Annotated in this window: 18 protein-coding genes; 6 read left to right on the top strand and 12 right to left on the bottom strand. The window is 67.2% G+C overall.

The window, feature by feature from the left end:
• The first annotated feature begins 57 nt into the window (after positions 1 to 57).
• A complete protein-coding gene (locus Taqua_RS08760; protein WP_246094667.1) occupies positions 58 to 2,355 on the top strand; it encodes a penicillin-binding protein 1A in 2,298 nt (765 codons plus the stop codon).
• A 24-nt stretch (positions 2,356 to 2,379) separates the two neighbouring features.
• Here Taqua_RS08760 and cyaY read toward each other — a convergent pair whose 3' ends face one another.
• Positions 2,380 to 2,709, bottom strand: coding sequence for an iron donor protein CyaY (gene cyaY, locus Taqua_RS08755; RefSeq protein ID WP_144326306.1), 330 nt, complete (start codon positions 2,707 to 2,709; stop codon positions 2,380 to 2,382).
• 15 nt (positions 2,710 to 2,724) lie between these two features.
• Here cyaY and lptM point away from each other — a divergent pair, with 15 nt between their 5' ends.
• Together lptM and lysA are read left to right on the top strand one after the other, a co-directional pair.
• Positions 2,725 to 2,877 carry an LPS translocon maturation chaperone LptM gene (lptM, locus tag Taqua_RS13790; protein ID WP_144326305.1) on the top strand — a complete coding sequence of 51 codons (153 nt, stop codon included), beginning with the start codon at positions 2,725 to 2,727 and terminating at the stop codon, positions 2,875 to 2,877.
• A complete protein-coding gene (gene lysA / locus Taqua_RS08745) occupies positions 2,864 to 4,165 on the top strand; it encodes a diaminopimelate decarboxylase (RefSeq protein ID WP_144326304.1) in 1,302 nt (433 codons plus the stop codon). The genes lptM and lysA overlap by 14 nt, the downstream gene beginning before the upstream one ends.
• A 113-nt stretch (positions 4,166 to 4,278) precedes the next feature.
• Here the strand turns inward: lysA and ccsB are convergent, their stop codons facing one another.
• From ccsB to Taqua_RS08730, 3 genes are all read right to left on the bottom strand, one after another.
• Positions 4,279 to 5,637, bottom strand: a complete 1,359-nt coding sequence (gene ccsB / locus Taqua_RS08740; protein WP_144326303.1) for a c-type cytochrome biogenesis protein CcsB — start codon at positions 5,635 to 5,637, stop codon at positions 4,279 to 4,281.
• A gap of 1 nt (position 5,638) precedes the next feature.
• Complete coding sequence (locus tag Taqua_RS08735; RefSeq protein WP_144326302.1) at positions 5,639 to 7,780, bottom strand: cytochrome c biogenesis protein ResB; 2,142 nt, start codon at positions 7,778 to 7,780, stop codon at positions 5,639 to 5,641.
• A 168-nt stretch (positions 7,781 to 7,948) separates the two neighbouring features.
• Positions 7,949 to 8,563, bottom strand: a complete 615-nt coding sequence (locus Taqua_RS08730) for a c-type cytochrome (protein WP_144326301.1) — start codon at positions 8,561 to 8,563, stop codon at positions 7,949 to 7,951.
• Positions 8,564 to 8,688: 125 nt separating this feature from the next.
• Between Taqua_RS08730 and yihA the strand changes: the two genes are divergently transcribed.
• A complete protein-coding gene (gene yihA, locus Taqua_RS08725) occupies positions 8,689 to 9,330 on the top strand; it encodes a ribosome biogenesis GTP-binding protein YihA/YsxC (protein ID WP_144326300.1) in 642 nt (213 codons plus the stop codon).
• Positions 9,331 to 9,371: 41 nt separating this feature from the next.
• Positions 9,372 to 10,298 (top strand): alpha/beta fold hydrolase, encoded by a 927-nt coding sequence (locus tag Taqua_RS08720; RefSeq protein ID WP_144326299.1) that lies wholly within the window; start codon positions 9,372 to 9,374, stop codon positions 10,296 to 10,298.
• Here the strand turns inward: Taqua_RS08720 and Taqua_RS08715 are convergent.
• Positions 10,278 to 11,123 (bottom strand): lysophospholipid acyltransferase family protein, encoded by an 846-nt coding sequence (locus Taqua_RS08715; protein ID WP_144326298.1) that lies wholly within the window; start codon positions 11,121 to 11,123, stop codon positions 10,278 to 10,280. The two genes, Taqua_RS08720 and Taqua_RS08715, sit on opposite strands and share 21 nt — an antisense overlap.
• 201 nt (positions 11,124 to 11,324) lie before the next feature.
• Between Taqua_RS08715 and metK the strand changes: the two genes are divergently transcribed.
• Positions 11,325 to 12,509 (top strand): methionine adenosyltransferase, encoded by a 1,185-nt coding sequence (metK, locus tag Taqua_RS08710; protein WP_144326297.1) that lies wholly within the window; start codon positions 11,325 to 11,327, stop codon positions 12,507 to 12,509.
• Positions 12,510 to 12,763: 254 nt separating this feature from the next.
• Here the strand turns inward: metK and Taqua_RS13235 are convergent, their stop codons facing one another.
• The 7 genes from Taqua_RS13235 to Taqua_RS08675 all read right to left on the bottom strand — a co-directional run bounded on the left by Taqua_RS13235 (position 12,764) and on the right by Taqua_RS08675 (position 22,112).
• Entirely contained in the window at positions 12,764 to 13,096 is a 333-nt protein-coding gene (locus Taqua_RS13235) for a hypothetical protein (RefSeq protein WP_185969595.1), read from the bottom strand.
• Positions 13,097 to 13,187: 91 nt separating this feature from the next.
• Positions 13,188 to 13,706, bottom strand: a complete 519-nt coding sequence (locus Taqua_RS08700) for a hypothetical protein (protein ID WP_144326296.1) — start codon at positions 13,704 to 13,706, stop codon at positions 13,188 to 13,190.
• Positions 13,707 to 13,808: 102 nt separating this feature from the next.
• The gene (locus tag Taqua_RS08695; protein WP_144326295.1) at positions 13,809 to 15,344 is read right to left on the bottom strand and encodes a methyltransferase regulatory domain-containing protein; all 1,536 of its coding nucleotides are present in this window, start codon (positions 15,342 to 15,344) and stop codon (positions 13,809 to 13,811) included.
• Positions 15,345 to 15,509: 165 nt separating this feature from the next.
• Positions 15,510 to 18,386, bottom strand: coding sequence for a DUF4214 domain-containing protein (locus tag Taqua_RS08690; RefSeq protein ID WP_144326294.1), 2,877 nt, complete (start codon positions 18,384 to 18,386; stop codon positions 15,510 to 15,512).
• A 212-nt stretch (positions 18,387 to 18,598) separates the two neighbouring features.
• A complete protein-coding gene (locus Taqua_RS08685) occupies positions 18,599 to 19,609 on the bottom strand; it encodes an acyltransferase family protein (RefSeq protein WP_144326293.1) in 1,011 nt (336 codons plus the stop codon).
• Between the two features lie 27 nt (positions 19,610 to 19,636).
• Complete coding sequence (locus Taqua_RS08680) at positions 19,637 to 19,840, bottom strand: hypothetical protein (protein WP_144326292.1); 204 nt, start codon at positions 19,838 to 19,840, stop codon at positions 19,637 to 19,639.
• A gap of 58 nt (positions 19,841 to 19,898) precedes the next feature.
• Positions 19,899 to 22,112, bottom strand: a complete 2,214-nt coding sequence (locus Taqua_RS08675; RefSeq protein ID WP_144326291.1) for a glycosyltransferase — start codon at positions 22,110 to 22,112, stop codon at positions 19,899 to 19,901.
• Positions 22,113 to 22,127 lie beyond the last annotated feature (15 nt).

Below are 22,127 nucleotides of genomic sequence, written 5' to 3'. Positions count from 1 at the left end.
CCCCGCGCCCAACACACGCCCACCCCCAAGACCGCGCCCAAGCCGTGGTGGTTGCGCGTGTTGCTGGGCACGTTGGGGGTTTTGGTAGCGTTGTTGGCCACCGGTGCGATGCTGGTCGCGCTGGGGCTGGCGCTGGCCTATCCCAACCTGCCCGACGTCAGCGAGCTGGCCGACTACCGACCGAAGCTTCCGCTGCGCATCTACGCCCGCGACGGCACGTTGCTGGGCGAGTTTGGCGAAGAACGCCGCATCGTCGTGCCGTTCGAGGACATCCCACCGGTGATGATCAACGCCGTGCTGGCCATCGAGGACGCGCGCTTCTTCGAGCACGGCGGCGTGGACTACCGGGGCCTGCTGCGCGCGGCGCTGGCCAACCTGGGCGAAGCCAAAAGCCAGGGCGCCTCCACCATCACGATGCAGGTGGCGCGCAACGTGTACCTCTCCAGCGAAAAGAGCTACCTGCGCAAGCTGTACGAGATTTTGCTGACCTTCAAGCTGGAGCACACGCTGACCAAGGAGCAGATCCTGGAAATCTACATGAACCAGATCTTTCTGGGGCAGCGCTCGTACGGTTTTGCCGCCGCGGCGCAGGCCTATTTTGGCAAGCCGCTCAAAGACTTGACGGTGGCCGAAGCGGCGCTGCTGGCGGGACTGCCCAAAGCGCCCTCGGCCTACAACCCCTACCGCAACCCCAAGCGCGCGCGGGCACGCCAGCTCTACATCATCGATCGCATGCTGGAAAACGGCTTCATCACCGAAGCCGAGGCCAAGGCTGCGCGCGCCGAGCCGCTGCGTCTGCGCCGCGGCGCTGACGACGATGGCGTGCGTGCCGAGTACATCGCCGAGATGGTGCGCCAAACCATCGTCGCGCGCTACGGCGAGCACGCCTACACCGCCGGGCTGCAGGTGTACACCACGGTGGATGCCAACCTGCAGCGGGCCGCCTGGCGGGCGCTGCGCAACGGCGTGCTGGCGTTCGAGCAACGGCAGTTCTACCGTGGACCGGAGCGTTTTATCGACCTGCCGGCCGACCCAGCCGCACGCGAAGCCGCGATCGACGAAGCGTTGGCGGCATTGCCGGACAACGACACGCTGCTGACCGCGGTGGTGCTGTCGGCCAGCCCGACCAAGGTGGTGGTCGCGCGCGGCGACGGCGGCACCATCGACATCACCGGTGCGGGGCTGGACCCGGTGCGCTCCGGCCTGCACGCCAAGGCGCCGCCGCAGCTGAAGCTGCGCCCGGGGGCGGTGGTGCGCATCGTGCAAACCCCGCAGGGGTGGGTGTTGACGCAAACGCCCGAGGTGGAAGCGGCGTTCGTCGCCGTCGACCCGCGCGACGGCGGCATCCGCGCGCTGGTGGGGGGCTTTGACTTCGACCGCAACAAGTTCAACCGCGTCACCCAGTCGCAGCGCCAGCCGGGCTCGAGTTTCAAGCCGTTCATCTACTCCGCCGCGCTGGAAAAAGGCATCATGCCGGCCACCGTGGTCAACGACGCGCCGCTGTTTTTCCCGGCCAGCGTCACCGGCGGCAAGCCTTGGGAGCCCAAAAACTACGATGGCCAGTACGACGGTCCGATGACGGTGCGCACGGCACTGGCCAAATCCAAAAACATGGTCTCGATCCAAATCCTGCGCGCCATCGGCACCGACTACGCGCAGCAGTGGATCACCCGCTTTGGCCTCGACCCGGCCAAGCACCCGCCGTACCTGACGATGGCGCTGGGCGCCGGCGCGGTCACGCCGCTGGAAATGGCCGCCGGCTACGCCGTGTTCGCCAACGGCGGGCACTACCTGCCGCCGGTGCTGATCACCCGCATCACCGACCCCAAGGGTCGGGTGCTGCTGCAAGTACCGGGGCAACAGACGGACGAGGCCAACCGCACCCTGCCCGAGCGCAACGCCTTTGTGATGAGCCAGTTGCTCAACGAAATCACGCGCAGCGGCACCGCGGCGCGCGCCCAGGCCACGCTCAAGCGCCCGGACGTGTACGGCAAAACCGGCACCACCAACGACGCGCAGGACGCGTGGTTCGTCGGCTTTCACCCCACCTTGTCAGCCGCCGCCTGGTTGGGCTACGACCAGCCCCGCAACCTGGGCCGGCGCGCCACCGGTGGGGCGCTGGCGCTGCCGATCTGGATCGACTTCATGGCGCAAGCGCTGCGCAACGAGCCGGTGCACGAACTGCAACCACCGGCGGGTGTCGCCTTCAGCGGTGGCGACTGGGTGTTCGAAGAATACGCTGGCGGCAACTACGTGCGTCGGCTGGGCTTCGAGGGTGACAACAGCATGCCCGCCGCCGGCGAAGCCGCGCCCGGGGACGAGCGCCGCAGCATCCTGGATTTGTTCCGCAACTGAGCACGGGCCGACCCAGCGCCGTGTTCAGGGCCGAAACGTCAACGGCATGCCGGCTTGCGCCGAGGCCTCGCGCGACAGGTGGGCAAAAAACTCCCCGGCGCCCTTGGTGTCCATCCAACGCTGGCCGTCAAAGCGGTAGTGGTAGCCGCCGGAGCGCGTGGCCATCCAGATCTCGTGCAGCGGCTTTTGCAGGTTGATGACGATCTGGCTGCCGTTGCGAAACGTCAGCGTCACCATGCCCCCGACGCGCTGGTTGTCGATGTCGGCGTCGGTTTCGTCGTTGAGGCGGTCGCAGTTGAGCTCCACCGCCTTGAGCACGCTTTCGGCGCGGTCCAGGTATTCGAGGTCGGTCATCGCTAGAATCGCCGTATGCCTAAGTGCCCCATTGTAGGCCGCCGCTGGGTGTGGCTGGCCGCCGTTTGCCTGATGACCCTGGGCGGATGTGGCCAAAAAGGCCCGCTGACCCTGCCCGCCACGCCCTCCGCCGCCGCTGCCCCGACCACACCCGATGCCCCCCGCTGACCCCACCCCCCCCTACCTGCCTGGCGCCCCTTACGTTGCTTACCGTGACGGCGAGCTTTGGGTGGAAGATGTGCCGCTGGCGCAGCTGGCGCGCGAGCATGGCACGCCCTTGTTCGTGTACTCGCTGGCGGCGCTGCGCGCAGCCGCCGCGGCGTGGCAGCAGGCGCTGGCCGGGCGCGACGCCCAGGTCTGCTACGCGATGAAGGCCAACTCGACGCTGGCCATCGTGCAGGCGCTGGTGCAGGCCGGCTGCGGCGTCGACATCGTCTCCGGCGGCGAGCTGGCGCGTGCGCTGCGCGCGGGCGTTGCGCCGGACCGCATCGTTTTTTCCGGGGTCGGCAAAACGCGCGCCGAAATGCGCGCCGCGCTGCAGGCCGGCATTGGCTGCTTCAACGTGGAAAGCCGCGCCGAGCTGGAAGTGCTTGACGCCGTAGCGCGCGAGCTGGGCGTGCGCGCGCCGGTGAGCCTGCGCGTCAACCCGGATGTCGACGCCCAGACCCACCCCTACATCTCGACGGGGCTGCGCGACAACAAATTCGGCATCGCGCACGACGAGGCGTTGGACGCCTACCGCCACGCCGCCGCCCTACCTGGGCTGCAGGTGGTGGGCATCGACTGCCACATCGGCTCGCAAATCACCACGATCGCGCCGTACCTCGATGCGTTGGACCGTGTGCTGGACTTGGTCGAGGCGATCGAGGCCGACGGCATCGCCCTGCACCACCTGGACCTGGGCGGCGGGCTTGGCATCGAGTACCACGGTGAGCAGCCCCCCACGCCGCAGGCGCTGGTGCAGGCGCTGCTGGCACGGCTGGACGCGCGGGGCCATGGCGGGCGGCGTTTGCTGTTCGAGCCCGGGCGCTCGCTGGTGGGCAACGCCGGCGTGTGCGTCACCGAGGTGTTGTACCTCAAGCCCGGCACGGGTAAAAACTTCCTCATCGTCGATGCTGCGATGAACGACCTGCCGCGGCCGGCCATGTACGAGGCCTGGCACGCCATCGCACCGCTGCGCCCGCGCAGCGATTTGCCGGCCATCGAATGGGATGTGGTGGGGCCGGTGTGCGAAAGCGGCGACTGGCTGGGGCGTGGGCGGCGGCTGGCCGTGCAGCCGGGCGACTGGCTGGCGGTGGGGTCCGCGGGCGCTTACTGCATGAGCATGGCCAGCCACTACAACACGCGCGGCAAAGCCGCCGAGGTGCTGGTGGCCGGCGCGCGCAGCCAGCTCATCCGCGCGCGCGAAACGGTGGCCGACCTGTGGCGGCAAGAGCGCGTGCTCGCGCTCGACTGACCGCCTGCCACAACCGCCGCTCGGTGGCCAGGCTCCAGCGTGGGTGCGGCACGTCCGGGTTGACGTTGGCGTAAAAACCGTACTCGTGCGGCGCGGCCATCGTCACATGCGCATCACAGCGCCCCGTAGCTGTGCAAGCCGCTCAGGAACATGTTGACCCCGAGGAAGGCAAACGTTGTGATCGCCAACCCGGCCAGCGCCCACCACGCGGCCACCGTGCCGCGCAGGCCTTTGATAAGGCGCATGTGCAACCACGCGGCGTAGTTCAGCCACACGATCAAGGCCCAGGTTTCCTTGGGGTCCCAGCTCCAGTAGCCGCCCCAGGCCTCGGCCGCCCACAGCGCCCCCAGCACGGTGGCGATGGTAAAAAACGCAAACCCCACCGCGATGGCCTTGTACATCACGTCGTCGAGCACCTGCAGGCTGGGCAGCCGATCGGCGATGCGCCGCCGCGCCGCCATGATGCCGCCCACGATCAGCGCCGACACGCCAAAGTAGACGAACCAGTACCCCGCCCCCTGCTCGGCCGCGCCCCGGCGAAACACCAGCGGCTCGAAGCACAGCACGATGCCCAGCAACCACAGCGGCGCCAGTTTGTACCAGCGCGTCTCGCCCGCGCTTTGCTTGATCAGGTAGGCAAACGCCAGCATCGCCGCGATGGCGAAGGTGCCGTAGCCGATGAAATTGGCCGGCACATGCAGCTTCATCCACCAGCTCTGCAGCGCCGGCACCAGCGGTTGGATTTGGTGCGCTTCGCGCACCACCGTGTACCACAGCAAAAAGCCGACCGCGGCGCTGACGATCAGCATCGCAAACGCGCCCATGCGGCGGGTCTGGTAGCGGTCTTCGTAGTACAGGTGGTAGGCGGCGGTCAGCCAGGCGAACAGCACAAACACCTCGTACAGGTTGCTGACCGGGATGTGGCCGATGCCGGGGCCGATCTGGTGGCTTTCGTACCAACGCACCATCGTGCCGGTCAGCGCCATCACGACACCCGCCCAGGCCATGCGCGAACCGAGTTTTTCGGCGGTGTCACCGCGCGGCGCCAGCAGCCCGATCCAGTAAAACACCGTGCTCATAAAAAACAGCACGCTCATCCACAGGATGGCCGACTGGCTGGACAAAAAGTACTTCAGCGCGAACACCTGCTCAGCGCGCCCGAGGTCGGCGCGGCCATCCACCTGGTACAGGCCGATGGCCAGCAGCGACAGCGCCGCCACCCCCACGGTGAGCGCCTGCACCGGCCGCCAAAACCAGGCCAGCGCCACCAGCGCCGGCGCCACGCCAGCCAGGATGGCTTTTTCGTAGCCGTCCATGGCGTGACCCCACTGAGCGTAGGCCACACCCGCGCCCACCAGCACCAGCACGGCGTACAGCCAGTCCGACCAACGGCGGCGGGCCAGCCAGCCGCGCGCCCCGCGTTGGGCGGCGCCCTCCAGACGCAGGTCGATGGTTTCGGTTGCGGTGTTCATCTCACGCAGTCTCCTCAGAACGGGGTGGGCTCAACAGCGCTCGCAAGGCATCGAACTCACGGTCATTGTCCAGCAGCTTGCGGTTGCTCGACAAGGCCATCAGCGCGTGCGCGCCCTCGCCGCGCGGCGCCAACCACACCCACAGCCGACGCTCGCGCACGTACAACATCGCAAACACCCCCACGATCAGCAGCACGCAGCCGGTGTACACGATGGTCTTGCCGGGCGCCCGCGCCACCTGAAAGACGCTGGCCTGCACCTGCTCGAACTCGGTCAGTTGCAGCACCAGCGGCGCGGGGTAGAAAAACGCATCCGACAGCGCCAGCACCGCCTGCGTCATGAACGCGGCGCTGGCCTCGCCGCGTTCCGCCGGCGGCCAGCCTGCCTGGGCGCGGCTGAGCTGGTACAGCTCCCACAGCGTACCGTTGAGGATGCGCAGCAGCACGTCGCTGAAGCGCTCACGCTCGGCCTCGGGGATGTTGGCTTCGACAAACGCCGACAGTGCCAGCAGCCCCCCGAGCCGCGGCGCGTCGCCCTTGGGCAACCGCTGCAGCTCCGGGTCGTCGCCCGCGAAGAGGTCGATGGCGCGCTGGGCCGACCCCAGCAACGCGGTGCGCACGGCCTCCGGCTGGTCTGCCGCTGCCTGCGCCACGTAGCGCTGCGCGGCCTGGCGCCGCAGCGCCGGGTCGGCCAGCGCGGTGCGCAGGTGCACAAACCCCTCCAGCCCGTCGCGCTCGTCCACCGGCACGCGCAGGTAACGGAACGGCTCAGCCGGCGTGTCGCGCACGCCCAGCAGGTACACCCGCTGGCCGTCGATATCCACCGGCAGTTGGTAGTTGTGGAACTCGCGCGCCTGGCCGGCGTCGTCGCGCAGCTTGTACGTGACGCTCGGGCCCACGTTGCGCAACTGGCGCTCGCTCGACGTTTTGTTGCCCGCCCCCAGGCGCGCCTCGATCGCCTGGCGCAGGTCCACCTTGCGCACGTCGGCGCCTGCCGTGTTCGAGCCGCCCATATTTTCGACGTTGATGACGCGCAGCCCCGTGAACTCCAGCCGCAACCGCTCGTGGCCGTTGGTCAGCGTCGTGGCCTCGCCGATGCGGCCCTGCACCTCGAACGGCTTGACCGCCGCGCCCAGCGGCAGCGCGCGCAGCTTGACCAACGAGCCACCGTCGTCGAAGCTCGACTGGTAGATTTGGATGCCGCGGTGCTCGACGGGGTGGTTGACCTCGACCCGCGCGGGCTTGGCCTCGCCGCTGTAGCGGTCGTGGATGACGATGTCGCTGGCAAACAGCCGCGGCATGCCGGTATCGTAGTACTCGACGATGAACTTTTTCAGCTCGACCTCGAACGGCAACTCCTGCAGCACCACGCCCTCGGGCTGCAGCAGCACGGCCACGCCAGCCCGGGTACCTTCGGTGACCAGCAGGTTGCCACGGAAGGTGGGGTTGGCGTCGCTGAGACGGTGCTTGTCGGGCACCTCGGCGATGAGTCCGCCGCCGCGCAGCGGCTCTTTGCCGCCAAACCACAGCTGCAACCGCACCATCAGGTCGCCGTCGAGCAAGCCACCGATGCAGATGATGACGATGGCCGCGTGCGCCGCCAGGTAGCCGATCTTGTTGGCCGCCCCGGCCTTGGCCGCCACCATCCAGCCGGTGCCGTGCTCGGTCGGGCGGGCTTGCAGCCGCACCTTCCAGCCGCGGCGCAGCAGCGCTTGCCCCATGCGCTCGGCCGCTTGCCGCGGTGGCTCGGGCAGGTCGGCCTCGGCTTTGTGGTGGAACGCGCGCAGGCTTTGCTCGCGCACATGCTCCTTGAACTGGCGCATGTCGGCCAGGATCTTGGGCGTGTTGCGCACGATGCACAGCGACGTGCTGACCACCAAAAACGCCAAGATCAGCAAAAACCACCATGCGCTGTAGACCGAATACAGGTCCAGCCGCGCGAACACCTCGTACCAAAACGGCCCGAACTGGTTGACGTAGTTGCTGGGCGGCTCGTGCTGCTTCAGCACGGTGCCGACCACCGAGGCGATGCAGATCACGCTCAGCAGCGCGATGGCAAACCGCATCGACGACAGCAACTCCACCCACGCGGCCAGGCGACGGTGGACACGGGGCAGTTCGATGCCGGCGGTGGATGCACTCATGCGACGCTCGACAAAAAAGGCAGGTCCACCACGGACCTGCCTGCCTTGAGAGGAGGCGCGCGGCGCTTGGTTCCCGCCGCGCGGCCGCGCGTGGCGGCGCCTATATTAACGGAGACTGATATTCCCTGACCCGCGTGGGACCAACGGTCCACCGCGCGCACCGGCGCATCAACGCAAGCCGGCGATGTAATCGGCCAGCGCCGCGATTTCGACGTCCGTCAGGTAGCGCGCGATCTCGTGCATCTGCTTGTTGTTGGCGCGCTCGTTGGTGCGGAACAGCTTCAGCTGCGTGGCCGTGTACTCGGCGTGCTGGCCGCTCAGGCGCGGGTACTCGGCCGGGATGCCCGAGCCCGCCGGCCCGTGGCAGCCCGCGCAGGCCGGGATGCGACGATCCATCAGGCCACCGCGGTAAATGCGCTCGCCCAGACGCACCTTCTCGGCGTCGGTGGCCGCCCCCGTGGTGGCTTTTTGGCTCGCCAACCAGTAGGCGATGTCGCGCATATCCTGGTCCGACAGCGGCGTGGCAAACCCCACCATCACGGCGTTGGCCCGCTTGCCCGACTTGAATTCCTGCAGCTGCTTGATCAGGTATTCGGGGTGCTGCTGCGCCAGCTTGGGGTTGGCGGCGGTGGTGGAGTTGCCGTCCGCCGCATGGCAGGCCACGCACACCTGGCCGTACAGCGCCGCCCCACGCTTGAGGTCCGGCTGCGCCGACTGGGCGTGGGCAGACCAAGTCAGGGTGGCGGCCATGGCGGCGCCGATCAGCGTGACGATGGGTTTCATGGCGAGGTCGTGACGTAGGTTGGTGAGACAGCCCAGGCACCGCGGCGGCACGCACCTTGGCGCCGGCAGCGTGAGCGAAACGCCACCGATTCTACAATGCCCGCCCATCCTGCCGCGAGTTTGCCATGGACCACACCCCCCCCTCCCCCGCCCAGGCGCACGCCTGGCTGCACACCGCACGCTTCCTGACCGAAGCGCCGCAGCTGCGCGACCTGCCGGTGCTGAGCGTGCCGGAAATCGCCTTCGTCGGCCGCTCCAACGCCGGCAAATCCACCTGCATCAACACGCTGGCGCAACAGCGGCAGCTGGCGTTTGCGTCCAAAATGCCGGGACGTACGCAGAGCATCGTGTTGTTCGCGGTGGGCAAGCAAGGCACCACCGATGCTGTGCTGGCCGACTTGCCCGGCTATGGCTATGCCGCCGTGCCGCAGGCGGCCAAACGGCGCTGGCAGCAGGTCATGGCCAATTACCTGGTCAGCCGCCCCAACCTACGCGCGGTGGTGCTGCTGGCCGACGCCCGGCTGGGTTTGACCGAGCTGGACGAGGCGCTGCTGGACGTGATCCGCCCGCGCGTCGAGCAGGAAATGCCGTTTTTGGTGTTGCTGACCAAGGCCGACAAGCTGTCGCGCCAGGAGCAGGCCAAGGCGCTGTCCGTTGCGCGACTGCAAACCCGCGGTGGCGATGCGATGCTGTTTTCCGCCCTCAAGCGCATCGGGGTCGACGAGGTGGCGCAACGGCTGTGGCAATGGGGCCGGCCGGCGCCGTAGCTCCGAGCCGCGGCGGGGCCATCCACCGGAGAGCACCGTCCATGGTCGAAACGTTTGAGCTTGCGCTGCCCCACGGCATCACCCTGAGCGTGCGTGCCGCCGGCCAGACCGGCCGGCCCGTACTGCTGTTTTTGCACGGCTTCCCGGAGGCCGCCTTCGTCTGGGACGAGGCGCTGGTGCGGTTTGCCAAGCCAGAGCATGGCGGCTGGCGCTGCATCGCGCCCAATCTGCGCGGCTACGAGCGCTCCAGCGCCCCAGCCACGGCCGAGGCTTACCGGGCTCGTCACCTGATGCAGGACATCGCCGCGCTGATCGACGCCGTCACCGCTGCGGGCCCCACCCCCGGCCGCGTCGCCGCCGTGGTCGCCCACGACTGGGGCGGCGCTGTGGCGTGGAACCTGGCTGCGCTGCAACCACAGCGGCTGCAACGGCTGATCATCCTGAACTCGCCCCATCCGGGCGCGTTTTGGCGCGACCTGCGCCACTCCCCCGCACAACAGGCCGCCAGCGCCTACATGAACTTTCTGGCCCGGCCCGACGCGGCGCAACGCCTGTCGGCCAACGGCTATGCCCGGCTGTGGGCGTTCTTTCGGGGCATGTCGGACACCTCGGCCTGGCTGACGCCAGCCCTGCAGGCGCAGTACGAGGCCGTGTGGGCGATGGGGTTGCAAGGCGGGCTGAACTACTACGTCGCCTCGCCCTTGCGGCCACCCACTGCGGACGACCCCGGCGCGGCGGGGGTGGAGCTGCCCGATGAGCTGCTGCGCGTACGGGTGCCGACGCAGGTCATCTGGGGCCTGAAGGATCAGGCCCTGCTGCCCGGCCTGCTGGACGGGCTGAGCGACTGGGTGCCGGACCTGCACATCGAACGGCTGCCGCAAGCCTCGCACTGGCTGCTGCACGAGCAACCGGCGCAGGTGCTGGCGTTGATCGGCGGGTTTCTCCCATCACCCGAGCGCACGGGGTGACTTGTAGCGCGCGTAGCCCCACAGGTATTGTTCGGGGCAGCGGCGAATCAGCAGCTCCATCGCCCGGTTGATCTGGGCCGCCGCCTGTGCCGGGTCGGTGGCCAGCGGCTCGTCCATCACCTCGGCCCACGGCTGCACGTGCACCACGTAGCCGCGCCCCCACGGCAAGCGCTCGCCCCAAGCCAACAGCACGTGCACACCGGGTTGCTGGGCCAAGCGGGCCGCCAGCGTCATCGTGTAAGCAGGCGCGCCCCAAAACGGGGCCCACACACCCAGGCCTTGCGGGGGCACTTGGTCGGGCAGCAAGCCCACCGCCTCGCCGCGGCGCAGGGCTTGCATCAACTGCCGCACACCGGCCAGCGTCGTGGGCGCCGCCGCCATGCCAGGCCGCTGCCGCGCTTGACGCAGCACGGCGTCCAGCGCGGCGTGGCGCGCCGGGCGGTACAGCACCGTGATCGGGCGCCCCTGCACCCCAAACCGCTCGGCGTAGGCGCGCGGGGTGACTTCGAAGCAACCCAGGTGCGGTGTCAAAAACAGCACCCCGTGGCCACGGGCCAGCGCCGCCTCGATGTGCGCTGCCCCCCGCCATCCCACGGGCACCGGCGGTCCAAACCACAGCCGCGGCAGCTCGGCCACCTGTTGGCCCGCCGCCCCCACCGACGCCCAGCGCGCCCGCCCATTCAAGCCGGCCTGCCGGGTGTGCGCCCGCCACCGGCGGCGATAGGTGGGCGAGGCCAGCCACACCAGCCAGCCGCCCATCCAACCCAGGGCATGCAGCGCCGGCAGCGGCCAGCGCCCCAACGTTCGAAACAGCGTGATGAGCATCGTTGCGTTGTGCAGCCCCCAAGGGGCAACAAGGCGTGCCGCACCCTCGGCACATCCTTTCGGTTAGAATGGCATCCTATCGCCGAGTTACTGAACTACTTGCGGGCGATTCACAAATGCCGCTAAAGCGTTCGCCATCACGCCCCTGTGAGGGACCGGCGCAACGCCGGCGCCCCACGATTCCTAAGGAGTGTAGCAACCATGGCGAACGACTTTCTTTTCACCAGCGAATCGGTCTCCGAAGGCCACCCGGACAAGGTGGCCGACCAGATCTCGGACGCCATCCTCGACGCCATCCTCGAGCAAGACCCGCGCAGCCGCGTGGCGGCCGAGACGCTGTGCAACACCGGCCTGGTGGTGCTGGCCGGTGAAATCACCACCAACGCGCACGTGGACTACATCCAAGTGGCGCGCAACACCATCAAGCGCATCGGCTACGACAACACCGAGTACGGCATCGACTACAAAGGCTGCGCGGTGCTGGTGGCCTACGACAAGCAAAGCTACGACATCGCCCAGGGCGTGGACCATGCGTCGGACGACTACCTCAACACCGGCGCGGGCGACCAAGGTCTGATGTTCGGCTACGCCTGCGACGAAACGCCCGAGCTGATGCCGGCGCCGATCTACTATGCGCACCGCATCGTCGAGCGCCAGGCGCAACTTCGCAAAGATGGGCGGCTGCCGTTCCTGCGCCCGGACGCCAAGAGCCAGATCACAATGCGCTACGTCGACGGCCGCCCGCACAGCATCGACACCGTGGTGCTGTCCAGCCAGCACAGCCCGGAGATGAGCGACGGCAAACACATGAAGCCGGCCTTCATCGAGGCGTGCATCGAGGAAATCATCAAGCCCGTGTTGCCCAAGGAGTGGCTGCACAACACACGCTACCTGATCAACCCGACCGGTCGCTTTGTGGTGGGCGGACCGCAGGGTGATTGCGGCTTGACCGGGCGCAAGATCATCGTCGACACCTACGGCGGGGCCTGCCCGCACGGCGGCGGCGCCTTCAGCGGCAAAGACCCGACCAAAGTGGACCGCTCAGCCGCCTATGCCGCGCGTTACGTGGCCAAGAACATCGTCGCCGCCGGCCTGGCTCGTCAGTGCCAGATCCAGGTCAGCTACGCCATCGGCATGGCCCGCCCCATCAACGTGACGGTGTACACCGAAGGCACCGGCGTCATCCCCGACGACAAGATCGCCAAGATCGTGGGCGAGGTGTTCGACCTGCGGCCCAAGGGCATCATCCAGATGCTGGACCTGCTGCGGCCCATCTACAGCAAAACCGCCGCCTACGGCCACTTCGGCCGCGATGAGCCGGAGTTCACCTGGGAGCGCACCGACAAGGTGGCGGTGTTGCGGGATTTGGCGGGGATCGCGCGCTGACCGGACGCGGCCGAACGCTCCACGCCCACTGCGGCAGCCATCGGGCTGCCGTTTTTGTGTCAAAACCGTGCTACACTACGTCCTATATGAACTTCCTCCGGATCTGTGTACCGCTTGCCACATCACCCGACCAAGCGGCGCGGCTCCGGGATCTGCAGCGGACGTTTGCCCAAGCCTGCAATTTTTTGGCCCCCATCGTAAGGCAACATCGCTGCTGGAACCGTGTTGCGTTACACCATTTGGCGTACCGCGCACTACGCGAAAATCTTCCTGCGCTCGGTTCGCAAATGGCGTGCAATGCCATTTACTCCGTCTGTCGATCGGCGCGTTTGGCATTTCAACATCCGCAAAGCCCGTTTCATATTCAACGCTGGGGCAACAAAACTTTGCCACTGCTCCGCTTCTCGGAAAGCTGCCCAGTCTATTTCGATCGCCACACCCACCACGGTGATCACGACCTCTTCCTCATCCGGCTTGCCCAGATGGAGATAGGCGCCTTCGCCCAGCGGCAGCCAGCCGATGGATTCGGCTTCGATGGCGTCGAGTTCGGCCAGCTTTGCCGGCCGGTCAAGAAGCAGCTCGCTCATTCATTTTGGCAACACTCTCCCCACCAGCTCTCGCAGCCCCCCTCCATGGCTCCTGGCTTGTCGAGGTCGGAGAAGGAACCGTGATCCTCCATTATTCGCTCAGCACACTGCGGATGATATCGTGCGCCTGCGTGCGGCGGCGCTGCCCTCGCTCTTGATCAGAACCACTCACTCCTTCATCGACGACGTGAAGGCGCAGCCGCCGATTGCCACAGGCACTGAAATACGCCTGGATGTCCCCGATGCGCAGCTCCGCGTGCAAGTCCCACTTGTAGCGCAGCAGGAGCAAATGGATTTCGTCGAAGGGCTGGAAAGCCGGGCTGCCAAGAATGCGGCACGCGTCGTTGGTGGGCTCCCGGCTGGGGCAGAGCACGCTAATGAGGTCTTGCGCATCTGCCGGCGCTTTGCGGACGCGCTTGTCGATCAAGTCGATGTAACGCTGCTGCCCGGTATCGTCGTTGGAGTGGGATTCGACGGTAAAGCGCCGCCCGACATCGCGCTGCAGCCGATAGCCGTAGCCCACAAGAAATCGTTGCTTGCCAAACAGGTCATAGACGAGCGTCGTCTTACCCCAGTTGTTAAAACCGACGATCAGAAATGCGCGTCGCATCGCTCCTCCTTTTTCATCTCTTCCGTAAGAGCCCTGCCCCACCCGCAAGGCCCTTATGGAAAAAACCCTGCCCCTCTTGCGAAGGACGGGGCTTCCATCACCTCAAGCCGTCTGCAGGGCTTTCAGAATGGGCAACTGCTTCTCAGCAAAGGCCTGCGCCTGGGCGGTGAGCTCGGCGAGATTTTCATCTGCGGCCTCCAGCACCTTGCCCTCTTTGGTGAGCCGCTGGCCCAGAGCCTGCAGATGCTCCCAGACAAAGCGCGCCCATTCCTCGGGCATCTTGCGCCCTTGATGGCGGGCCAGCAAAAAGAGCTGTTGAAAGCGGTTGACCTGCACCCCGCCGCCGGTGACGGGGCTGGCCAGATACGCCAGGTCGTTGCTGGCGCGGCTTTTGTGCATCAGGTGCTGGTTGAGGCGGTCACAGGGCTTTCTGGCGCGGCTGGCGCTGGCCTCGTCCTGCGCCACCGCCACATCGCCCTTGCCCACCAGAATCAGCGCCGCCTGCAGAATTTGCGCGAAGGTGATGCCCCGCGGCGCCAACTGCTGCTCGACCTGGCCGAGCGTGTGTGGCTTGTGGCCGGCCAGCAGGTCCAGAATGGGCCGGTACACCCCTTCGTTCAACGTCGCCTCGCCCCGGTTGCCGGTGACCTTGAGCTCCACCGCCTGAAGCGGGCTGGTGAGGATGAGGCGCTGCGCGCGCAAGCCTTCCAGACGCTCTAGCGCCGTGGGCTGACGCACGCCCTTGATCCAGTAATCTCGACGGAACTGCGTGTTGCAGCAAAAGTCCCGCACCAGTTGGCGAAAGCCGGCATCCGGGATGCCGTTGAGCAAGGCCTGTTGTTGCTCCGACAGGTTGATGGCATCCACATGATCCAGATAGTGGGCCGAGGCCGCGTAGCCCAGCTTGGCCGGCGCCAGCCATTCGGCCATCTTGGCCACCGACATCGGGTGCCAGTCGCGGTTGAAGTATTCGTGGGCCAGGTAATGGCGGTTTTGCTCCTGCATCTTGGCGATGCGCTGCGGCACCTGCGGATTGGCCGCCGCATAGGCAGGTTGGGCGGCAAAAAGCTGCTCGGCAAAGCCCAGCGCCGCATCGATGCGGTTGACGATGCCCTGCCCCTTGGCCGCCAGGGCATCGCCGTGGGCGATCAGGAGTTCGCGCATCGGCACCATGGCCGCCCAGCCGGGCTGGGTGTTGTAGCTGATGTAGAGCACCCCGCCGACCTTGAGCTTGCGCCGGATGAAATCTACGATGACCGCGCGGTTCTCGTCCGAAATCCAGCTCCAGATGCCGTGCAGACCGATGAAATCGAAGTCCGGCAGGTCGGGCCGGGTGCAGAACTCGGCAAAGGCCTGGTCATACAGCTTGGCAGCGGCGCCGGAGGCGGCGGCCAGCTCCTGCGCAAAGCCGGCCTGTGCGGGGTTGAAGTCCGTGCCCCACCAGGCGGTGCCACTGGCTGCCGCGTGGATGTTGACGCTCATGCCCTGGCCAAAGCCCAGCTCGCAGGCGGCCTCCACCTTGGGCGGTGCAATGCCGGCCGCTAGAAGCGGAAGGGCCAGTCGCTGCGGGTTGAGCTCGGTGTAGTAGCCGTAGGTGTAGCCAATTTCGGAGACGTAGCCGGCGGTCCAGTCGGTCATGGTGGTGTCCTTTTCGGTGTTCGAGGTTTTTTCATGATACGGCCGGCATCATGAAAAAACCCCGCCCCTGCGAGAGGAGACGGGGTCGAGATCACGTCAGCCAACAGCACACAGCTGGCTGGCGGCAGGCATCCAGCGGTTGCTGGATACCTGCCCCATCAGGGCTTAGACGATGGTCAGCGTGTCGGTAGCCTGCGCGGTCGTGGAGTTGCTCAGGTCGACCAAGCCCACCAGCTTGACGATCTGATCGGTACCGGCATCGAAAGTACCATTGCCGGCTTTCTCCCAGACCAAGTAGGTGTCGCCACCGAACTGGAACCACGACAGCGTGCCCACCGCTTTGCCCGCCGCAGCGTTGAGGAAGGTCTGATAGTCGTTGACCCCGCTGGTCAGCGCGGCGCCGAGCTTGCCGTCGGTGTTGGTGATGTCACCCAGCTTCGAGAAGTCAAGCTTGTCGCCCGCGGCGATGTCGGTGATGGTGGTGAAGACCGCGCTGGACGAGGCTGCGGCTTTGAATACGACCGTATCCTTGCCCGCGCCCAGGGTCAGGGTGTTAGCGCCCTTACCCACGGTGATGGAGTCATCCCCCGCACCGGCGTTGATGGTGTTGTTGCCATTGCCGACGGTGACGGTATCCGCACCCGCGCCGCCGGTGATGGCGTTCTTGCCGTCACCGGCGGTGATTGTGGAGATACCCGAGCCGTTGACGGTGATGGTGTTGTCACCCTTGCCGGCCGTGATGGTCACGCCGGTCTTGGTGTCGCCGCCACCTGCCACGATCACGTTGTTGCCATCGCCCACCTTGATGGTGTCGTTGCCCGTGCCAGAGTTGATGGTATCCACCTTGCCTGCAGCGCCTACGGTGGTGATGGTGTCGGCGCCAGAACCGGTGGTTACGGTGACGCCCGTGGTCACGCCCCCAGTCAAGTCGATGACCAGATCGCCCTTGGAGGCGCCCCCCGCAACGGTCGTCACGGCGGTAAGGGTGGAGCCGGTGAAGTTGATACCGGCATCGCCCGTCACATTCAGGGTCGTGGCACCCGAAGCGTCGATCGTCAGCTTGTGCTGCACAGCCGCCTTGCTGGTGTCGGCATTGGCGGTGATGTTGACGGTTTCGAATTTGGTCGCGACGATGCCGCCGCCTGTGGTCAGGTCGATGGTGGCGCTCTTGCCGTTGCCGATGGTCAGGTTCAGCACGTCGGCCGAGCCATCTTTGGCGAGGGTAATCGTGGAGCTTTTGGCCTGCGATGCCAACTGGGTGAAGTTGAAGCCGGAAGCGACGTTCTTGAACGTCAGGTTTTCGGCATCCGTGGTGGTGTTCAACGTCACATTGACCATACCGGCAGGCAGGTTCGCCACGTCAAGCGTGCTCTTTCCAGCATCCTTGGCGGTACCCACCGCCCCCGTCAGCTGGATGGTCTGGAAGTTGGTGGCGTTGGCCAGGCTGGTCTTGGTCAGAGTGGTGAGGTCGGCAATCGCGTCCAAGGACAGGGTGTTGGCGCCCGCGCCACCGTCGATGGCCTTGGTCGGCGCAGCGGCCAACAGAACCGTATCGGCGCCCGAGCCGCCCTTGTAGGTCGACTTCGTGCCGTCCAGCGTGATGCTGTTGGCGCCGGACGAAGCGGAGGCATCCACGGACGTCGTGCCAGCCGCGGAGAAGTCGGCCGTGACACCACCCGAGCCAGTGATGGTCACGGCGGCCAGCTTCGTCGAATTGGTGGCAAAGGTCAGCGCCGCGTCACCGCCCAGGGTGGCAGCGGTGAGGGTACCGGCCGTGTTTGACTTGACAGCAATGTCCGACGCCTTGCCGGTGGCGTTCACGGTCACCGTGCTGTAGTTGTCTTTGGTGTCGGTGATCTTGGCGCCGCCCGTGACGTTGTTCACGTTCAGGATCAGCGCACCCTTGCCGGAAGCCGTGGCATTCACGACGTCAGCATCTTGTTTGGTGTTCGCCAGGGAAACTGTCGCAATGGCCTTGCCGGTGAGCGTGGCTTGGCCCGTGTTACCGTCCACGGACACCGTGGTCAGGACATTGGCGTTGGTCGTACCGTCGGTAACCGCAACCGTGCTGCCACCCTTGACGGAAACCGAGGCAGCGCCAACCGTGACACTTTGCGCAGCGGCTGTACCAACTTGGGTCACATTGACTGCATTGCCGCCCCAAGCGGAGACATCGGCAGTCAATTTGTCGTCAACATTGAAATTGATGGTTTCAACATTCTTGACCGTGGCGGAGGTGCTAAATTTGGACTGATCGCCGGTGAGGAAAATATTCAGCGTATCCGTGCCCGCGCCGCCGTCAATGGCGTCGAACGAGGTCAACGAAGGCAGCGTGGCGGTGCCTTTGGTGACGTCAACGACCAAGGGCGCATTGATGGTGTCGTTGCCGGAGGTGCCGGTGATGGTGTCCACACTCGCAGTGAGCATGAAGGTCTGGCCTTGGGCGCTTTGGTTGGCCGTCTGCGCCGCGGCTACGGCTTGGGTGGTAGTCTGACCAGCCTGGGCGGTGGCTTTGGTCACCGCGGTTTGCAGAACTTGCGTGCCCTTGGTGATGGCGTCATTACCCGTGAGGCCGGTGCTGTTGTTGGCAAACCAGTCCCCCACTGCCTTGCGGTTTTCCAAGTAGGTGCCGACCCACTTGTACGGGTCATTGGCCGGCGCGTTGGCGACGTAATTCTTCGCTTCTTGAATCAGCTGCATGACGAACTCGCCGCGGGAGACTCCACCGTTTTGCAGCTTGGTCTTCCAGTACGTCATGCCAGCGGCATCGACTTGGTCGCGGCCCAGCACGTTTTGGTACACGGTGGTGATGAACTGCTCCACCGTCATGGCCGAGCTGTACACACCAAACTGCACGCCCGCGTCGTAGAAGCGGTTGGCGATGCCGGCGAAGGCTTGCGCTTCGCTTTGCCCGGCGTTGAGGGTAGCCAGCAGTTGGCCAGCCCAGTAGCTCAGACCAGCAGCCTCGGGCGCACGGTTGAAGTAGCCGATGTACAGCTCGATGAGCTTCTCACGTTGTTGAGCGGTGATGAATGAAGCCATTGATATCTCCAAAGGAGTGGGTTGAAACGAGCACCATACGCGCAACACTACAACGGAGTGGCTGCTGCGCACTGTCGCCCACACAGTATAGCGGCATTTGCAGGCGCTTCAATAGGGGCATGTTCGATGAGCGGCGCGGCTGGCTCGGCCGGCGGCAGAACCAGCGCGACCTGTTGCACGGGTCCAACGCCCTGCCCGGCCCGACGCGGGTTTTATGCGCCGCAGGAGGGCGCGGCTTGGGCTGCGGCACGCAGACGGCGGCGCCAGTGCAGCCAGGGGCGCTGGGCAACCAGGTGGACGGCAGCGGCCAGCGCGAGCGCCAGGCATAGGTAGGCGGCCAGCGCCAGCGGGGCCTGGGGTGAGGGCTGCCTGCCCGCGCCTTGCAGCGCCCACAGGGCGGCAAAGTGCACCAGGAATAGAGGGTAGGCCAGGTGGGCCAGGGCGTCGTCCCAGCGGCGGCGGCTCAGGCGCGCCAGCGCGGCCACCAGCGGCAGGCCGAGCAGGTAGCCCACGGCCACTTCGGCCACGAAGGGGGTGCCCCAGCGCCCCAGCGCGGCGGTGGCAGCGGCCACGACGGCCACGCCAGCCCAGGTGAGGTACAGCGCCGCGCGCCAGCGCGCGGCGTTGGCCGCCGGGCCATGCTGCACCCAATACAGGGCGGCACCGCTGAGGAAGATGTAGAGGTTGCCCACCAGCAGGCGGTAGCCAAAGGCGTCACTGGGCAGCAGGCCCAGTTGGGCGGCTGCGCCCACCGCAGCGCTTGCGGCCCAGGCCAGCGCGGCGCGCCGCGGCGCGGCCAGCAGCCAGGGAGCCAGCAGGTAAAACTGGATTTCCAGCCCCAGGGACCACGCGGGCGGCACGGGGGTGAAGGTGTCCAGGACAGGCCACAGGGTGGCGTAGTTGAGGGGGATGATGGCCAGCGCCGCCAGCCACAGGGCGGGCTGGCCGGCGCCGCTGAAGAATGGGATGGCCGCGCCGCTGAGCAGCCACACACCCACGCCGAGTGCCGCCGCGGTGTAGTACGGCGGCAGCAGGCGCAGGGCGCGCTCGGCCCAAAAGGCGCGCCACGCCGGCGCGCCGTGCAGCATGGCGGCCACGACGTAGCCACTGAGCAGCAAAAAGACCACCACGGCGGGCACGCCCAGGTGGTAGCCGCGCACGCTCACACCCACGTGGCTGAGGGCAACGAGCAGCGCCAGCAGCAGGCGCAAGGACCCAAACATGCGGTGAACGCAGCGCCGGCGACGCCTTTAGGCCAGCGCCAGGGTGACGGCGTGCAGGGCGCTTCGGTCGGACTGCGCCAGCGCCTGCGCGGCGCTGTCACCGCGCGCCAGGGCGGCTTGCAGTTCGCCCTCCCAGTAGGACAGGCCCTGCGCTTCTGGGGCGCGGCCAAAGTAGCCGATGTAGAGCTCGATGAGCGCGGTGCGGTGCGGTTGACTGGCGGTGCTGACCATGGCGCAAAAAGGCGGTGGGTTGGGGGCGTCTTTGTGCATTGCGGCGGCGGCAAGCAGTCTAGCACCCGAGTTCCAGGGCACGCAGCAGGCGCTGGGCGAAGGCGTGGTCGCTGTAGTGGGCAAGGTAGTGGGCGCGCGCGCGCTGCCCCATGGCGGCGCGCCGCTGGGGCTGCTCGATGAGGGCTTGCAGCGCGTCGATGAGGGGCGGTGGGCCATCGGTGCCCACCGCCACACCGATGTCGGGGCTGAGGAGTTCGCCGCCACCGCCGCCTGCGCCGCCGATGCAGGGTTTGCCCGCGCGCATGGCTTCCAGGTAGATGAGGCCGAAGGATTCGTAGCGGCTGGGGGCGATGAAGAGGTCACATTCGCGGTAGGCGCGCAGCAGGGCGGCGTCGCCGACTTCGCCTTCGAAGTGCACGCGGGCCAGCCAAGGCTGGCCGCGGTGTTGGCTTTCGAAGAGCTGGCGGTAGGTGGTGTGGGGTTGCTCGGGGTGCGGCAGGCGGTCGTTGCCGATGAGGCGCCAGTGCACGTTGGGGTACTGCGGGGCCAGTTGGGCGATGGCGTGCAAGACGAGGTCGATGCCTTTGCGCGGCTCAAAGCGCCCGACAAAGAGCACGGTGCAGGCGGCAGCGCTGGCCGCGGCGGCGCTGGCGCCCGCCGGCGCGGCCGCCGGATCGTCGGGGATGCCAAAGGGCACGTGGTGCACCGTGGGCACCGGGGCGCCGGCGCCGAGCTCGGGATAGGTGGCTTGCACGTCGTGCCAGATTTGCTGGGTGCTGGCCAGCAGGGCGTGGCTGTGGCGCAGCAGCCAGCCTTCGGCCTGGATGATGGGCTGCACGTGCTGGCGCAGGTAGTGGGGGTTGCCGCCCCAGTCGGGCTTGTGCGGCAGGTTCAGCGCGTAGCTGGTGACGAGGTAGGTGAGGACGCGCCAGCCGGGTTGGCGCGCGAGGTCGTAGGCTTCGACGTCCCACAGGGCGGCGATGGCGGTGTCGATGCCCAGGCGCTGGCGCAGGCCGGCGGCGGTGTGCGCCACGGCGTGGGTCCACTGGCGCAGCACCAGAGGCAGCGCGGGCCGGTCTGGCGGCGGCGGGGGGCAGTCGTGCGCGGCGGTGGGTTCGATGCGGTGGACCCAGACGCCGTCTTCGAAGTCGGTGCGCACGCTGTCGGTGGTTTGGGCGATGACGTGGACTTCGTGGCCCAGACGCGCCAGGGCGTGCGCCAGGGTGTGGGTGTAGCGGGCGATGCCGCCGATGGGCTGGGGCGGGTAGTTGCGGCTGATGAGCAGCAGGCGGGCTTTGGGGCCGGCCGGCCACGGGGGCTGGGCGGGCAGCCAGGCGGCCGGGTCGGCCGGGCGCAGGGCAACGGTGCGCCCGGCGGGGTGGGCAAAGGCGTCGTGCGCGGCGTCGGCGCTGGCGCGCCAGATGTCGTCGCGCAGGCGCTGGGCTGCGGCGGCGTCGATTTTGCCGGCGGCCCGCAGGTGTTGCACGGAGGCCAGCAGATCATCGCGCTGGCGCTGCACGATGGCCAGGGGCCGCAGCGGCGGCTGGGGTTGGTGGCGCAGCGCGTAGTAGATTTTGCTGCGGGCGGTGAGGTATAGCGTGGTGGGGACGCGCTGCGGGGTGCGCAGGTGGCTGGGCGCGTAGGCGTGGTGGACTTCGGCGTCATCGAGCGTGCGCAGGCGCCAGCCTTTTTCCAGCAGGCGCAGGCAGACGTCGGTCTCGTCCAGGAAGTAGGCGTATTCTTCGTCAAAGCCGCCGATGTCGGCCAGCGCTGCGCGGCGAAAGGCGCTGTTGACGCCGATGAGGCTGGGAAACCAGTCGGGGTGTTCGGCCTCGGGCGCGCGATCGAAAAATTGCGCCTCACCCCAGCGGTTGCAACGGATGTGCCGGGTTTGGTAGGCCACGCCGGTGTGGTCGCGCACGTGGCCGCCCGCGCCGCCCAGGCGGGGGTCGGCCTCGAAAGCGGCCACCAGGGTGTCGAGCCAGTTGGCTTCGGGCAGGCCGTCGTCGTCGGTGAAGGCGACGATGTCACCGGCGGCGTGGTCGATGCCGATGTTGCGCGCCATGGACAGGTTGGCCTCGGGGCAGTGCAGGATGCGCACCCTGCCCTGCCAGGGTTTGAGCACGTCCAGGGTGTTGTCGGTGCAGGGGCCGACCACGACCAGGGTTTCGCGCGCCGGGTAGCGCAAATAGTCCAGCGCCTGCAGGGTGCGCGGCAAGCTGGCAGCGCGGTTGTAGGTGCAGATGACGAGGCTGACGCGCAAGGATGGCATGGCGGCAAACGGGAG

It is taken from the genome of Tepidimonas aquatica, from assembly GCF_007556585.1.
In the GTDB taxonomy this organism is placed as follows: Bacteria; Pseudomonadota; Gammaproteobacteria; order Burkholderiales; family Burkholderiaceae_C; genus Tepidimonas; species Tepidimonas aquatica.
This window is presented reverse-complemented; position numbering and strand designations above follow the sequence as displayed.

Bases quoted from the DNA above. Each gene is read 5' to 3' on its own strand.
- cyaY (WP_144326306.1), bottom strand. From the start codon at position 2,709: ATGACCGACCTCGAATACCTGGACCGCGCCGAAAGCGTGCTCAAGGCG.
- lptM (WP_144326305.1), top strand. From the start codon at position 2,725: ATGCCTAAGTGCCCCATTGTAGGCCGCCGCTGGGTGTGGCTGGCCGCC.
- lysA (WP_144326304.1), top strand. From the start codon at position 2,864: ATGCCCCCCGCTGACCCCACCCCCCCCTACCTGCCTGGCGCCCCTTAC.
- ccsB (WP_144326303.1), bottom strand. From the start codon at position 5,637: ATGAACACCGCAACCGAAACCATCGACCTGCGTCTGGAGGGCGCCGCC.
- Taqua_RS08735 (WP_144326302.1), bottom strand. From the start codon at position 7,780: ATGAGTGCATCCACCGCCGGCATCGAACTGCCCCGTGTCCACCGTCGC.
- Taqua_RS08730 (WP_144326301.1), bottom strand. From the start codon at position 8,563: ATGAAACCCATCGTCACGCTGATCGGCGCCGCCATGGCCGCCACCCTG.
- yihA (WP_144326300.1), top strand. From the start codon at position 8,689: ATGGACCACACCCCCCCCTCCCCCGCCCAGGCGCACGCCTGGCTGCAC.
- Taqua_RS08720 (WP_144326299.1), top strand. From the start codon at position 9,372: ATGGTCGAAACGTTTGAGCTTGCGCTGCCCCACGGCATCACCCTGAGC.
- Taqua_RS08715 (WP_144326298.1), bottom strand. From the start codon at position 11,123: ATGCTCATCACGCTGTTTCGAACGTTGGGGCGCTGGCCGCTGCCGGCG.
- metK (WP_144326297.1), top strand. From the start codon at position 11,325: ATGGCGAACGACTTTCTTTTCACCAGCGAATCGGTCTCCGAAGGCCAC.
- Taqua_RS13235 (WP_185969595.1), bottom strand. From the start codon at position 13,096: ATGAGCGAGCTGCTTCTTGACCGGCCGGCAAAGCTGGCCGAACTCGAC.
- Taqua_RS08700 (WP_144326296.1), bottom strand. From the start codon at position 13,706: ATGCGACGCGCATTTCTGATCGTCGGTTTTAACAACTGGGGTAAGACG.
- Taqua_RS08695 (WP_144326295.1), bottom strand. From the start codon at position 15,344: ATGACCGACTGGACCGCCGGCTACGTCTCCGAAATTGGCTACACCTAC.
- Taqua_RS08690 (WP_144326294.1), bottom strand. From the start codon at position 18,386: ATGGCTTCATTCATCACCGCTCAACAACGTGAGAAGCTCATCGAGCTG.
- Taqua_RS08685 (WP_144326293.1), bottom strand. From the start codon at position 19,609: ATGTTTGGGTCCTTGCGCCTGCTGCTGGCGCTGCTCGTTGCCCTCAGC.
- Taqua_RS08680 (WP_144326292.1), bottom strand. From the start codon at position 19,840: ATGGTCAGCACCGCCAGTCAACCGCACCGCACCGCGCTCATCGAGCTC.
- Taqua_RS08675 (WP_144326291.1), bottom strand. From the start codon at position 22,112: ATGCCATCCTTGCGCGTCAGCCTCGTCATCTGCACCTACAACCGCGCT.